Source organism: Pseudomonas sp. P5_A12, from assembly GCF_056400685.1.
Map to the genome: position 1 here is coordinate 1 of NZ_JBFUKU010000021.1, position 14,156 is coordinate 14,156.

Here is a 14,156-nt window from a genome sequence, read left to right on the forward strand (position 1 = left end):
GGAAGGTCGCAATCGCGAGCAGGCTCGCTCCCACATGGAATATCTGACATTCCTTAGTTGAGGCCTGCATGTCTTTCGATCTCGCYGCACGCCTTGCTGCCCGTCGTGCCGAAAATCTCTACCGTCAGCGCCCATTGCTCGACAGCCCTCAAGGCCCGGAAGTAGTGGTCGATGGCCAGCCGTTGCTGGCGTTCTGTAACAACGATTACCTGGGCCTTGCCAATCACCCGCAAGTTATCGAAGCCTGGCGCGCCGGCGCTGCTCGTTGGGGCGTGGGTGGCGGGGCGTCGCACTTGGTCATCGGCCACAGCACGCCCCATCACGCACTGGAAGAAGCCTTGGCCGATCTGACCGGCCGCCCGCGTGCGTTATTGTTCACCACCGGTTATATGGCCAATCTCGGCGCGGTCACGGCGTTGATCGGACAGGGCGATACGGTGCTCGAAGATCGGCTCAATCATGCTTCGCTACTCGATGCCGGTTTGCTCTCCGGCGCACGCTTCAATCGCTATTTGCACAACGACTCGGTGAGTCTGGCCAAGCGCCTGGAGAAAGCCACCGGTAATACGCTGGTGGTCACCGACGGTGTGTTCAGCATGGACGGTGACATTGCCGACCTGCCGGCGCTGGCGCGTGAAGCCAAGGCCAAAGGCGCGTGGCTGATGGTCGATGACGCTCACGGTTTTGGCCCGCTGGGTGCCAATGGCGGCGGGATCGTCGAGCATTTCGGCCTGAGTCAGGAAGATGTGCCGGTTTTGGTCGGCACGCTGGGCAAGGCTTTCGGTACGGCCGGGGCCTTTGTCGCGGGCAGCGAAGAGCTGATCGAAAGCCTGATCCAGTTCGCCCGTCCCTACATTTACACCACAAGCCAGCCACCGGCGCTGGCTTGTGCGACGCTCAAAAGCCTCGAGCTGCTGCGCACCGAGCATTGGCGACGTGAGCATCTGAAAACGTTGATCCGCCAGTTCCGCCAAGGCGCCGAGCAAATCGGTCTGGAGCTGATGGACAGTTTCACGCCGATTCAGCCGATCATGATCGGTGATGCCGGGCGTGCGGTTCGCCTGTCGCAGATGTTGCGCGAGCGTGGGCTGATGGTGACGGCGATCCGCCCGCCGACCGTGCCGGCTGGCAGCGCCCGCTTGCGGGTGACCCTGACCGCCGCTCACAGCGAGGCACAGGTGCAACTGTTGTTAAACGGCCTGGCCGATTGTTTTGCACAACTGAAACCGGAGCCAAGCCATGCGTGATCGACTGATTCTGTTGCCCGGTTGGGGCCTCGGGATTTCGCCGCTGGAACCTTTGGCGGCAGCTTTGCAGGGGTTGGATGAACACCTGCGAGTCGAGATCGAGCCGTTGCCGGAACTGGAGTCGAGCGATCTTCAAGAGTGGCTCGAAGAACTTGATTCGACAGTTCCGCAGGATGCCTGGCTCGGTGGCTGGTCCTTGGGCGGCATGCTGGCGGCCGAGTTGGCGGCGCGTCGGGGTGATCGTTGCTGCGGCTTGCTCACCTTGGCAAGCAGTGCCTCTTTTGTCGCCCATGAGCAATGGCCGAACGCAATGTCTGCCGAGACGTTAGATGCGTTCCTGGCCGGCTGCAAGGCCGATCCACGCATGACGTTGAAGCGGTTTTCGCTGCTGTGTGCCCAAGGCGCGCAAGACCCTCGCGGATTGTCGCGGCTATTGCTCGGCGGTGCGCCACAGACTTCTGCAGCGGCGTTGATGAGTGGTCTGGAAGTGCTTGCACAACTGGACACTCGCCAGGCTTTGCAGGCGTTCCGCGGTCCGCAATTACATTTATTCGCCGGCCTCGACGGTCTGGTCCCGGCCGAAGCGGCGGAGGACTTGCTGGCGCTGCTGCCGGATGTCGAAATTGGTCTGATTGAACAGGCCAGTCACGCGTTTCTTCTGGAAGACCCCCACGGTGTGGCGGGGGCGATTCAGGCCTTTTTGCATGAGTCCGGTGATGACTGATTTATCCATTCCCAACTTGCCTGGCGGTTTGCCCGACAAGCGTCAGGTGGCAGCGTCCTTTTCTCGCGCAGCGGCGAGCTACGACAGTGTGGCCGAGTTGCAGCGTGATGTTGGCAGCCAGTTGTTGAGTCGCTTGCCGGCTGATTTTGTCCCCGGTCGCTGGCTGGACCTGGGCTGCGGCACCGGGTATTTCAGTCGCGCTCTGGGTGAGCGTTTTCCGACGGGGCAAGGTGTCGCCCTTGACATCGCCGAGGGCATGCTCAATCACGCCCGGCCATTGGGTGGTGCCACTCATTTCATCGCGGGTGATGCAGAACGGTTGCCGCTGCAGGATTCGACCTGCGATTTGATCTTCTCCAGCCTTGCCGTGCAATGGTGTGCGGATTTTGAATCGGTGCTCAGTGAAGCGTATCGGGTGCTGAAGCCAGGCGGGATTTTCGCGTTTGCTAGTCTGTGTGTAGGGACTTTGTTTGAGCTGCGTGACAGTTGGCGTCAGGTGGATGGCATGGTGCACGTCAACCGCTTCCGCGAGTTGGGTGTTTATCAGCAACTGTGTGCGACCAGTGGCATGAAAACGGTCAGCTTGCAAACGCGTCCTCATGTGTTGCATTACCCGGATGTGCGTAGTCTGACTCATGAACTCAAGGCATTGGGTGCGCACAACTTGAACCCTGGACGACCAGGTGGTTTAACGGGGCGGGCGCGGATTCTTGGCTTGATCGAGGCCTATGAGCAATATCGTCAGGCCGAAGGATTGCCAGCGACTTACCAGGTTGTTTACGCCGTGTTGGAGAAACCTATATGAGCGCAGCCTATTTCATCACCGGTACTGACACTGACGTCGGCAAGACCACCGTTGCCGCCGGTTTGTTGCATGCGGCGCGGTCGGCGGGCTTGAGTACGGCGGCGGGAAAACCGGTGGCTTCTGGCTGCGACTCGACGCCCAAGGGGTTGCGTAACGCCGATGCGCTGGCGCTGTTGGCCGAGTGCTCGCTGCCCTTGACGTATGCCCAGGTCAACCCGGTCGCGTTCGAGCCGGCCATCGCTCCGCACCTGGCCGCACGGGAGGCCGGAGTGGCATTGACGGTGCAATCGCTGTTGACGCCCATGCGCGAGATTCTCGATTTGCAGGCGGACTTCACCTTGATCGAAGGGGCAGGCGGCTGGCGTGTGCCGTTGGCGGATCAGTCCAATCTGTCTGACCTGGCGATAGCGCTGGGTTTGCCGGTGATTCTGGTGGTCGGCGTGCGGTTGGGGTGCATCAACCATGCGTTGTTGACGGCTGAGGCGATTGCCCGGGATGGATTGCAGTTGGCGGGCTGGGTGGCCAATATCATTGATCCCAAGACTTCGCGCCTGGAAGAGAACCTTGCGACGCTCGCCGAGCGTATCCCTGCGCCATGCCTTGGGCGAGTACCGAAACTCAAATCGGTCACGGCTGAATCCGTGGCGGAGCATTTGCAACTGGATTTGCTGGACTAGGTTTCATCTATGAAGGCACCGCGCTATTGGTGTTTTTGTCGGGCCTTTCACCATAAGGACTGGTTCAATAACCAATGTTGATCCCTCGCTGAACTGTCCCTAGAAGCCGCGACTGTTCGTGGCGTTTCTGCGTAAGTCCTCCTCCTCCCTCAACTAATCTTTTCTACACAGCGCCTGGTTAGTCCAGCGGCGATGCATTGCTGTGTGTCCAGCAAATCGATGATGTGAAGACAAACGGCTACAGATCGATGCTTGACAAGATTTAGTCGTAAACGTATGTTTCAAACAGCTGTTTGATCGCAGCGACAATTCGACGCGGTCGTTCATTCCCGGTTACATCAGCAGAGGTTTTTCGCTATGCCTGACTACAAGGCCCCCTTGCGTGATATTCGCTTCGTTCGTGACGAACTGCTCGGCTACGAAGCGCATTATCAGAGCCTTCCGGCTTGCGCGGACGCAACTCCGGACATGGTTGACGCCATTCTCGAGGAAGGCGCCAAGTTTTGTGAACAGGTACTGGCCCCGCTGAACCGCGTGGGTGACACCGAAGGCTGCACCTGGAGCGAGTCCGGCGTTAAAACCCCGACTGGCTTCAAAGAAGCCTACAAGCAATTCGTTGAAGGTGGCTGGCCAAGCCTGGCTCACGACGTAGAGCACGGTGGCCAAGGCCTGCCGGAGTCTCTGGGGCTGGCAGTCAGCGAAATGGTTGGCGAAGCCAACTGGTCGTGGGGCATGTACCCAGGCCTGTCCCATGGCGCGATGAACACCATTTCCGAACACGGTACGCCTGAGCAGCAAGAGGCTTACCTGACCAAACTGGTTTCCGGTGAGTGGACCGGCACCATGTGCCTGACCGAACCGCACTGCGGCACTGACCTGGGCATGTTGCGCACCAAGGCCGAGCCTCAGGCCGACGGTTCCTACAAAGTCTCCGGCACCAAGATCTTCATCTCGGCCGGCGAACACGACATGGCCGACAACATCGTCCACATCGTACTGGCCCGCCTGCCGGATGCACCGGCTGGCACCAAAGGCATTTCGCTGTTCATCGTGCCGAAGTTCATGCCGAACGCGGACGGTTCGATCGGCGCTCGTAACGCCGTGAGCTGTGGTTCCCTGGAACACAAGATGGGCATCCACGGTAACGCCACTTGCGTGATGAACTTCGACGCAGCCACCGGTTTCCTGATCGGCCCCGCGAACAAAGGCCTGAACTGCATGTTCACCTTTATGAACACCGCACGTCTGGGCACCGCGCTGCAAGGTCTGGCTCATGCCGAAATCGGCTTCCAGGGCGGCCTGAAATACGCTCGTGATCGCCTGCAAATGCGTTCGCTGACTGGCCCGAAAGCGCCGGAAAAAGCCGCTGATCCGATCATCGTTCACCCGGACGTACGTCGCATGCTGTTGACCATGAAGGCATTCGCCGAAGGCAATCGTGCGATGGTTTACTTCACGGCCAAGCAAGTCGACATCGTCAAGTACGGCGTGGACGAAGAAGAGAAGAAGAAAGCCGACGCACTGCTGGCCTTCATGACGCCAATCGCCAAAGCCTTCATGACTGAAGTCGGTTTTGAATCCGCCAACCACGGCGTACAAATCTACGGCGGCCACGGCTTCATCGCCGAGTGGGGCATGGAACAGAACGTTCGCGACAGCCGCATTTCGATGCTGTACGAAGGCACCACCGGTATCCAGGCACTCGACCTGCTGGGCCGTAAAGTGCTGATGACTCAAGGCGAAGCCCTGAAAGGCTTTACCAAGATCGTCCACAAGTTCTGCCAGACCAACGAAGGCAACGAAGCCGTTCAAGAGTTCGTCGCACCGTTGGCTGCACTGAACAAAGAATGGGGCGAGCTGACCATGAAGGTCGGTATGGCAGCCATGAAAGATCGCGAAGAAGTTGGCGCAGCTTCCGTGGACTACCTGATGTATTCCGGTTATGCCTGCCTGGCCTACTTCTGGGCTGACATGGCGCGTCTGGCGGCTGAAAAGCTGGCAGCCGGCACTTCCGAAGAAGCGTTCTACACCGCCAAGCTGCAGACTGCACGCTTCTACTTCCAGCGCATCCTGCCGCGTACCCGCACTCACGTTGCAACCATGCTGTCGGGCGCCAACAACCTGATGGACATGAAAGAAGAAAACTTCGACCTGGGCTACTAAGCCTTAACGCAGTACTTCAAAAAAAACCGCCGCTCCTTTGGGAGTGGCGGTTTTTTTTGCGCTGTGGTCAGGCCTTGATCACCATGGCGTCGGATCCAGGGGGCCGACGCCAGTCGGGGTGCTCACGCCTTCGCCGTTACGTATGAACGGCAGGTGCCAGAAGTCGTTAGGCACCACCGGATCGCCAGGCTTGACGCCTTCCGGAAAGATGAACTCAAACACCGGCGCCACATACTGTCCGGCAATCAGTCCATTGGCGACGGTCAGCCTGCCCGCATTCTGGATGCAACTGTCCACGCCGGCCTGGGATAAGCTTTGCTGTGGAACGCAAAGTGACCGCGCAACGACGCGCAAGGTTCGTGTCGGCTGGCTAAGAAGCCCAGTGGGCGCTTTGGTCGCACGTAATCTGGCGCGTTGTGGCTGAGGACCCGTGTTCTGTGTGGTAATACCACCCGAGGCTCCCAGGCAACTGGCCGCAAGGCCCAGCCCAGGGTTGCATTCACCCGTCATCTCATAGGGTGTAACCCAGCGATTGGTTTGCACACCTGTCGATGGATTGACATCTATCAGATAGATGTCGACCGGGGTCTTGATGTCGGTGGTCGAGGCTTCAAGGAAAATCCGGTCCTGCGTCTCCTGGGCTACTCCGCTGATGGCCGTTGCGGCCGGGTCGGCCGTGCCGACGCCAAATTCCCCGATTGCCAGGTAGCTGGGCTGCGAACCAGGTTGAGTGTAGATCCCGACATTCGCCTCGATCGTGTGTGCAGAGATGAAATCCGGGAGGCCCGTTGTTGTTGACTTGAATAGAGTGCCGGACCAACTGATGAAGTCGCCGACTTCGAAGGGTGCCTGTTGTGTCGGGTCGGGGTCCGTCGCCGTGCGTGTAGCATCGCTGAATCTCTTCATGACGTACTGGCTGCAATAGACCTGCCCCACCGCTGGCCCCGAAAGTTCCCCACTGGCCGGAGGTGTGACGCCGGCCTGGCTGAAATTGCGGCAGTTGTTGGTCGTGGTCGGGGTGACCACTTTTGGCCGGTTTTTCTCTGGGCAGAGCGCATCGTCCCCGGAAATCGTGCGTGGCACGCACATCGGGTAGCCGGTGGCGGCATGGATGGTCGGGTTGGCATCATCGACGGAGAAGCGTGGGTCGGGGCTTTGGGCGCGGCCAAAACGTCCGTTCGGGTCGTTGATCTGAATAATCGTGGGTTGCGTCGGGTTACCACTGTCAACTTCGAGGTTGCCGTTGGTGTAGTCGATCCGGGTGATGAAACCATTACCCGCGTTGACTGATTGCTGGGAGACAAAGATCAGCCCGGCAATCTGCTTGTTGGAGACGTTATTGCCTACCACATGGATCTCGAACGAGGGATAGGCCGCCGCTGATTTTCCGAGCGCCAGGGTTCCACCCCTGACGAAGTCGGCCCAGGTCAGGGTGTTGGCCGGCATCTGCATAACGGTGTTGCAAGGAACTGTAATCGTGACGCCGTTTAATTGGACGGTCCCCCCAAAGCGGCCCGGGTCGCCGGTATTGGGGCAATTCGCATTGGTGGTGTCCAGGGTCATATTTTGGATAAAACCGGTAACGTCAAACCCATTAATCGCAGTCGGGTTTGTAAAAACCGGGTCGGGCAGTGTGGGTGTCGAGAACGGCGAGGGCAAACCCGGGGGCTTGGCAGTCCCGCCACCGCCGCCGCCTCCACCACCACCGCCAGCACCGTTTTTGGCAAATGCATCTCCACCACCAATGACCAGTGCGACAGCGACGGCACTGGCGAGTAGAGCATGGCGACTGAAGATGCCGTTGAGTCGTTTGTGAGGCAGCAGCGCTATGGCGAGCGTTTTTTCGTACAAAGATAAGCTCATGGCTCACTCCAGAATCTTGCAGGACCAATTGCCGGCCAATCGAAATCGCAGATCTGCTGATGCGCTGAATCCTGCGCAAGAAAAACGCAAAGCCGTGAAATTGGGGCTCGATCCAGCGGGAGAAGTGTCTGTGTACGGTCGACACTTGCCGTTCGGAAGCTTTCACCTGCGTTGCGTCGGCCGGTTACGGGCGCAATAGCGAGAGACATTTCCTTGAGCCTGAGGTGTACAAAGCAGTTGTCGTGCCTGTTTTGAAACAATTAGACACAAACAATCGCCAACGCACTCAGAATGCGGGCTGCGCGGCCAAGGATGGTATTGCGCACGACACTACCAAATTAATATCCACCAACATAGGGGGGGGATATATGCCCAAGTTCGGGAGTGTGCGAAGTTAAGTTCAGGTACTCGTTGGGTGAGTTTGGTCCTAAGTACTGAATGAGAAATGTTGTCTATATCTACCCCGGGCGGAATAACATTGCAAGAAAAATATGTTGAAGTATTAGTGGTAATGTTTTTTCTTGGAATTAAATAAAAGCCATAGCTCGCGCAGTGCAACTTGTGCACGCGCGGAATTATGACTTATGTAAGTTTACGCCCCCGATTGACTTAGGCTTGTTAGCCGTATCGTAAATGCATTTGGTTCCTGTGAAGTGTTAGTTGGCAATTGCTATGCCAAGCGAATAAATCGTCACCTTAAAAAATATTTACCTTTAAATTCATTAGGTTGTGATTGTCGTTGTAATCGATGTATGCATGCATTTGGGGGGTTGCCCCCAGTGTTGGGGGAAGTTCACCAAATTTGAGGTGCATCTGTAGTCTTTGTTCGTATGTGTTGTCAGGTGTGTTTGCAATGCATTTTTATTTGTATTGATTTAGACAAAAGCATTGATTTTTTTGCTGCTGAAATTTTTTGTTACAGCTAAGGTTGGGGTAAGCGCACTCGTCGGTGCGACAGAGCAATGTCTTTATCAAGCCTGAGCCAAGAGAGTACTTTGCCAGTTAAGCGTCGCCTTGCCCGAGCCATTTCGAGTGGTGTAACTACTCGTGCAAGCAGCAAGATTTGTGGCGATGAGTTCATCTCGCAACAGGATAATCCCGGAGTTTGGCTACTCCGCACTGAATCGAGAATGTCATGATGTTTAAGTACTTGGACTTCTTTCGAATCACCCGTTTAACCTGTGCGATGGCGTGCGCTCTACTGACCATCGGTCTACCGGTCGCAAGTGCCTGGGCCGCTGACCCGGTAGCGGTCGATCCGCCCGTACCGGACGTGCCCACTCTGCAATCGCTGCGCGGGCTGCTCCCGCCCGACCCGTCGGGAACTGAAGGCGGGCGCAAAGTCGACCTCATGACTGACTACGTGCTCAATCGCTCTGCGGCGGTTCTCTTGGGCAAAGCGCTGTTCTGGGACATGGAGATCGGCAGTGACGGTTCGACTGCTTGTGCCTCCTGCCACTTCCACGCGGGTGTCGATCACCGCACCACCAACCAGATCAACCCCGGTCAGGCGAATACCAACGCGAACGTTTCGTCGATCTTCAACAAGCCGTTCACCGCCTCGGACATTCCAGGCGACGTGCCGAGCTACACCACCAAATCAGGAGGCAAGGGCGGCCCGAACTACCTGCTGAAGAAAGACGACTTTCCGACCCATGTGCTGGCTGATCCGCTGGATCGCAATTCGGCGATTGTCTATTCGACTGACGATGTGATCGGTTCCCAGGGCGTATTCGACGCCAACTTTGTCAAGCCTCATCAGGCGCGTTTCGACAAGTGCATTCAGCAACCGGACGGCATCTTCCAGGTAGGTGGCATCAATGTTCGTCGCAGCACCGGGCGCAACGCACCCACAGTGATCAATGCCGCGTTCAACGTGCGTAACTTTTGGGATGGGCGCGCCAATAACGTCTTCAACGGCCTCTCTCCATTTGGCAATCGCGACCCTGACGCCGGGATTTTCGTGACCAGCGATCGCAGTGGCGTGGCGACCAAAGTCAGACTGGCGCTCAAGGATGCTTCCGCTGCTTCGCAAGCGGTAGGGCCTCCCGGCAGTCCGGTGGAAATGTCCTGCGGCGGTCGTACCTTCGCCGACATTGGCCGACGCATGCTCGACACCTTGATGCTCAAGCAGCAGCGGATTTCGTCTACCGATTCGGTACTGGGGCCAGTGTCCGGCGCCCGCCGGCCGACCTACCGTGAGCTGATCAAGAACGCGTTCCAGCCGCGCCTGTGGAATGCCACGCAGCAGGTCTCGCTGGGTGGTGCGCCATACACCCAGATGGAGGCTAACTTCCCGCTATTCTTCGGGCTGGCGATTCAGATGTATGAGTCCACGCTGATCTCGGACCAGGCGCCGTTGGATGCCTATTTGCAGGGCGATCATGCGGCCATGAACGACCAGCAGGTCCAGGGCATGAATCTGTTCCTGGGCAAGGGCAAGTGCATCAGTTGCCACGGCGGTGCGGAGTTGACCAACGCCGGTAGCCGTTTGCTGTTCCATCCTCGGGAACGGATCGAACGCATGGTTATGGCCGACAACCTGACCACGCTGTATGACAACGGCTTCTACAACACCGGGGTGCGTCCAACGTCGGAAGATCTGGCGCTCGGTGGCTCGGATGCCTGGGGCAATCCATTGTCCTTCACTCGCGAGTACAACACCGTGCTTCAGGGGGGCCAGATCCCTGACCCGCTGGATGTCGATGTGTGCACCTTCGAAGCGCGTTTGAGTCCGGCGATCCCTTGTGATGCGACGCTCAAGCCGAATGTCGGTTTCCGCGACGCGGTCGATGGCGCCTTCAAGACGCCGACCCTGCGCAACATCGCGTTGACCGGACCGTACTTCCACAACGGCAGTCGTGCGACGCTGCGTCAGGTCATGGAGTTCTACAACCGTGGCGGCGACCGGCGAGGTGAAGATGCCAGCAACACCAGTGGCTTCGACCACCCGGCGGTCAATCAGCACAACGGCTCAAACCTCGACCCGGACATGACTCGGCTGAACCTCACCCCGGATGAAGTGGATGCGCTGGTCAAATTCATGGAAGTCGGGCTGACCGATCCTCGGGTCGCATGGGAACGGGCGCCGTTTGATCATCCGTCGCTGGTGCTGGCACAGGGCGCAAAAGGTGATGAAAACTCGGTCGGGCAAAAGCCGGCGAGTCCGAAGATCATTACCCGGCAAGCGCAGGACGCCGAAATCCAGCTCAAACCGGTCGGTGCTGAAGGTCGCACAAGTCTTGAAGGGCCGCTGCAACCGTTCAACAACGACCTGTAACCCTATTTCCCTTTGCGTCACTGGCGGCTGATGGACGCCAGTGACGCCTCTTTTTGTAAATACCGCAGTTTTTCACTCAGCAATTCGGGGTTTCTGCCGTTAAGGTAGTGGGCACAATGCCATCTATTGAACTGACGGGTCGGAGCGTTCCCCTTGCCGCGTTCTTCCGCTGTACGTTTCAGCCATTTCCTACCGTCGTTACTGCTTTTACTTGCGGGGCTTGCGGCCGCCTACATCAAGGACCTCAACGTTTTCTTCACCTCGCTGTTCAACGTGCTACCGACGCTGGTGCTGTTGCTCGGCGGTGCGTACTGCGCGGTGTACCGACGTCAGCGTGAGCTGTTTCTGATGATCACGGTATACATTGCCTACTTTTTGCTCGACACCCAGACCGACTATTACCGCGACAACGGCACAGTCCGTGATGACGCCGCCGTGGTCTTCCATTTGTGTTGCCTGTTGCTGCCGCTGATGTTTGGCGTGTTCGCTGCCTGGCAGGAACGCACGCACCTGTTTCAGGACATGGTGGCGCGCTTCGCTGTGTTGCTGGCCGTTGGCAGTGTGGCGCTGGCGCTGGAGCAAAGTTACCCAGAGGCCTTGTTGGTGTGGTTGTCGGAAATCCGCTGGCCTGCGTTGCATGGCGACTGGATGAGCTTGATCCAGCTGTCCTATCCGGTGTTCATCGCTTCGTTCTTGCTGCTGAGTTGGCAATACTGGCGCAACCCGCGACCGTTGCATGCGGCTCAGTTGGTCGGTTTGATCGGGTTATTCTGGGCGCTGCCGAAAACTTTCATTCTTCCGTTTACTCTCAACATCATGTGCAGTCAGGTGATGTTGATGATTGTCGCTGCGGTCGCCCACGAGGCCTATCAAATGGCCTTCCGCGACGAACTCACCGGTCTGCCGGGTCGTCGCGCCTTGAACGAACGAATGCAGCGGTTGGGGCGCAATTACGTGCTGGCCATGAGCGACGTCGATCACTTCAAGAAATTCAATGACACCCACGGTCACGATGTCGGTGACCAGGTGCTGCGACTGGTTGCCAGCAAGCTGTCGAAAATTGGCGGAGGTGGTAGGGCGTATCGCTACGGCGGTGAGGAGTTTGCGCTGGTGTTCGCAGGCAAGACACTGGAAGAATGCATGCCGCACCTGGAAGTTATTCGCGAATCCATCGCCACCTACAATATTCAGCTACGTAATCAGGACAGTCGGCCTCAGGATGACCAGCAAGGTCGCCAACGTCGCTCGATCCCGGGCGCATTCAGTGTGTCGGTCACGGTCAGCATCGGTGTCGCTGAACGCTTGGAGCAGCGCACCCCTGAAAAGGTCCTCAAATCTGCGGACGAAGCGCTCTACAGCGCCAAAGGCGCCGGGCGAAACTGCGTGGTGGCATTCGGTCAGACGCGCCGCGGCGCGGTGCGCATGGACGCCGCTGCGGGTTGAGTGATGATGGCGCATTCAGCGTCTGGACTGTGATTGTGAGGCGTGGTGGGCGACAGTAGGTTTGAAGTATCTGCTGACGGAGAAACGACCATGCCTGAGTACAAAGCTCCCCTGCGCGACATGCGCTTTCTGATCGACCACGTCTTTGATTTCCACAGCAACTACGCCGCGCTGGGGGCGACCGACGCCAGCCCGGACATGGTCAACGCGATCCTCGAAGAAGGCGCGAAATTCTGTGAAAACGTTCTGGCCCCGCTGAATCGCAGCGGTGACGAAGAGGGCTGCCATTTCGACAATGGCGTGGTGACAACACCTGCAGGTTTCAAACAGGCTTTCGCACAATACGTCGAGGGCGGCTGGCATGGTCTGGCGGCGGATCCGGCGTACGGCGGCCAGGGATTGCCGAGTTCGCTGGGGCTGGTGATTGGCGAGATGGTTGGCTCCAGCAACACATCCTGGGGTATGTATCCGGGCCTGACCCACGGCGCGATGTCGGCGATCCATGCTCACGGCACCGAAGAACAGAAAAACACCTACCTGAGCAAACTCACTGCCGGCCAATGGACCGGTACCATGTGCTTGACCGAGGCCCATTGCGGCACCGACCTGGGCATGATCAAAACTCGCGCCGTGCCTTCGGCCGATGGCAGCTACGCAATTTCCGGCAGCAAGATTTTCATCTCCGCCGGCGAGCACGACATGAGTGACAACATCATTCATCTGGTGCTGGCGAAACTGCCGGATGCACCGGCCGGCACCAAGGGCATTTCGCTGTTTATCGTGCCCAAATTCTTGCCCGATGCCGTGGGAGAGGCGGGCGAGCGCAACGGCGTTTCCTGTGGTTCGATCGAACACAAAATGGGCATCAAGGCTTCGGCGACCTGTGTACTGAACTTCGATGGTGCCAAAGGTTTCTTGATCGGCGAACCGAACAAAGGCCTGAACTGCATGTTCACCATGATGAACCACGCGCGCCTCGGCACCGGGATGCAGGGTTTGTGTCTGGGCGAGGCGAGCTTTCAGGGTGCAATCAAATACGCCAACGACCGTCTGCAAATGCGCTCGCTGACCGGCCCGAAAGCGCCTGAGAAAGCCGCCGACCCGATCATCGTTCATCCTGACGTGCGCCGGATGTTGTTCACCATGAAAGCCTTCAACGAAGGCAACCGTGCGCTGACCTATTTCACCGCGCAACTGCTGGACGTGGCGCATCTGAGTCCGGATGCAACCGCACGTCAGGACGCCGAAGACCTGTTGGCGTTCCTGACGCCCATCTGCAAAGCATTCATGACGGACACCGGGCTGGAAGTGACCAATCACGGCATGCAGGTGTTTGGCGGTCACGGTTTCATTCGTGAGTGGGGCATGGAGCAGTTGATTCGTGATTGCCGGATCGCGCCGATCTACGAAGGCACCAATGGCATTCAGGCGCTGGACTTGCTCGGGCGCAAAGTGCTCGGCAGTCAGGGCAAGCTGCTGCGCGGCTTCACCAAAATCGTGCATAAGTTCTGCGCGGCGAACGCCGAGCACCCGCAGCTCGCCAGCTACGTGGCGCAGCTCAACACGCTGAATCAGCAGTGGGGCGAAGTGACCACTCAAGTCGGGATGGCCGCGATGAAGAATGCTGACGAAGTCGGCGCGGCATCGGTGGATTACCTGATGTACAGCGGTTATATCATCCACGGCTATCTGTGGCTGCGCATGGCGCTGGTGGCTCAGGCACAACTCGATGCGGGTAGCGCTGATGCCGATTATTGCCAGGGCAAACTCGCGACCAACGAGTTTTACTTCAAGCGTTTGCTGCCACGCACCGCCGCTCATCGGGCGGCCATCGAGGCGGGAAGCGATTGCCTGATGAAGCTGCCGGCGGAGTTGTTTGCGCTTTAGTCTTTAAAATCCGTCACAAAGGAGAACCCGCGTAATGGCGGGTTTTTTAATGACTGAATAGTCGGTG

Annotated in this window: 9 protein-coding genes; 8 read left to right on the plus strand and 1 reads right to left on the minus strand. The window is 58.1% G+C overall.

The features are described 5' to 3' along the window. The first annotated feature begins 68 nt into the window (after positions 1 to 68). The 5 genes from bioF (at position 69) to AC1DSG_RS05240 (ending at position 5,616) form a co-directional block, all read left to right on the plus strand. Positions 69 to 1,247, plus strand: a complete 1,179-nt coding sequence (bioF, locus tag AC1DSG_RS05220; protein ID WP_477789905.1) for an 8-amino-7-oxononanoate synthase — start codon at positions 69 to 71, stop codon at positions 1,245 to 1,247. Continuing rightward, positions 1,240 to 1,971: an alpha/beta fold hydrolase gene (locus AC1DSG_RS05225; RefSeq protein WP_477789906.1), complete on the plus strand. Its 732-nt coding sequence runs from the start codon at positions 1,240 to 1,242 to the stop codon at positions 1,969 to 1,971. Before bioF ends, AC1DSG_RS05225 begins: the two co-directional genes overlap by 8 nt. Then, entirely contained in the window at positions 1,964 to 2,776 is an 813-nt protein-coding gene (gene bioC / locus AC1DSG_RS05230) for a malonyl-ACP O-methyltransferase BioC (protein WP_477789907.1), read from the plus strand. The genes AC1DSG_RS05225 and bioC overlap by 8 nt, the downstream gene beginning before the upstream one ends. After that, on the plus strand, positions 2,773 to 3,453 hold the full coding sequence (gene bioD / locus AC1DSG_RS05235; RefSeq protein WP_477789908.1) for a dethiobiotin synthase: 681 nt from the start codon (positions 2,773 to 2,775) through the stop codon (positions 3,451 to 3,453). The genes bioC and bioD overlap by 4 nt, the downstream gene beginning before the upstream one ends. A gap of 357 nt (positions 3,454 to 3,810) precedes the next feature. Further along, positions 3,811 to 5,616 carry a phenylacyl-CoA dehydrogenase gene (locus AC1DSG_RS05240; protein ID WP_477789909.1) on the plus strand — a complete coding sequence of 602 codons (1,806 nt, stop codon included), beginning with the start codon at positions 3,811 to 3,813 and terminating at the stop codon, positions 5,614 to 5,616. A 78-nt stretch (positions 5,617 to 5,694) separates the two neighbouring features. Here the strand turns inward: AC1DSG_RS05240 and AC1DSG_RS05245 are convergent, their stop codons facing one another. Then, complete coding sequence (locus AC1DSG_RS05245; RefSeq protein ID WP_477789910.1) at positions 5,695 to 7,479, minus strand: hypothetical protein; 1,785 nt, start codon at positions 7,477 to 7,479, stop codon at positions 5,695 to 5,697. A 1,138-nt stretch (positions 7,480 to 8,617) separates the two neighbouring features. Here AC1DSG_RS05245 and AC1DSG_RS05250 point away from each other — a divergent pair. The 3 genes from AC1DSG_RS05250 (at position 8,618) to AC1DSG_RS05260 (ending at position 14,089) form a co-directional block, all read left to right on the plus strand. Further along, positions 8,618 to 10,759, plus strand: a complete 2,142-nt coding sequence (locus tag AC1DSG_RS05250; RefSeq protein ID WP_477789938.1) for a cytochrome-c peroxidase — start codon at positions 8,618 to 8,620, stop codon at positions 10,757 to 10,759. Positions 10,760 to 10,912: 153 nt separating this feature from the next. Then, positions 10,913 to 12,202, plus strand: a complete 1,290-nt coding sequence (locus tag AC1DSG_RS05255; protein ID WP_477789911.1) for a GGDEF domain-containing protein — start codon at positions 10,913 to 10,915, stop codon at positions 12,200 to 12,202. Between the two features lie 90 nt (positions 12,203 to 12,292). Next, on the plus strand, positions 12,293 to 14,089 hold the full coding sequence (locus tag AC1DSG_RS05260; protein ID WP_477789912.1) for an acyl-CoA dehydrogenase C-terminal domain-containing protein: 1,797 nt from the start codon (positions 12,293 to 12,295) through the stop codon (positions 14,087 to 14,089). The last annotated feature ends 67 nt before the right edge of the window (positions 14,090 to 14,156 follow it).

Bases quoted from the DNA above. Each gene is read 5' to 3' on its own strand.
- AC1DSG_RS05240 (WP_477789909.1), top strand. From the start codon at position 3,811: ATGCCTGACTACAAGGCCCCCTTGCGTGATATTCGCTTCGTTCGTGAC.
- AC1DSG_RS05225 (WP_477789906.1), top strand. From the start codon at position 1,240: ATGCGTGATCGACTGATTCTGTTGCCCGGTTGGGGCCTCGGGATTTCG.
- AC1DSG_RS05250 (WP_477789938.1), top strand. From the start codon at position 8,618: ATGTTTAAGTACTTGGACTTCTTTCGAATCACCCGTTTAACCTGTGCG.
- bioD (WP_477789908.1), top strand. From the start codon at position 2,773: ATGAGCGCAGCCTATTTCATCACCGGTACTGACACTGACGTCGGCAAG.
- AC1DSG_RS05260 (WP_477789912.1), top strand. From the start codon at position 12,293: ATGCCTGAGTACAAAGCTCCCCTGCGCGACATGCGCTTTCTGATCGAC.
- AC1DSG_RS05245 (WP_477789910.1), bottom strand. From the start codon at position 7,479: ATGAGCTTATCTTTGTACGAAAAAACGCTCGCCATAGCGCTGCTGCCT.
- bioC (WP_477789907.1), top strand. From the start codon at position 1,964: ATGACTGATTTATCCATTCCCAACTTGCCTGGCGGTTTGCCCGACAAG.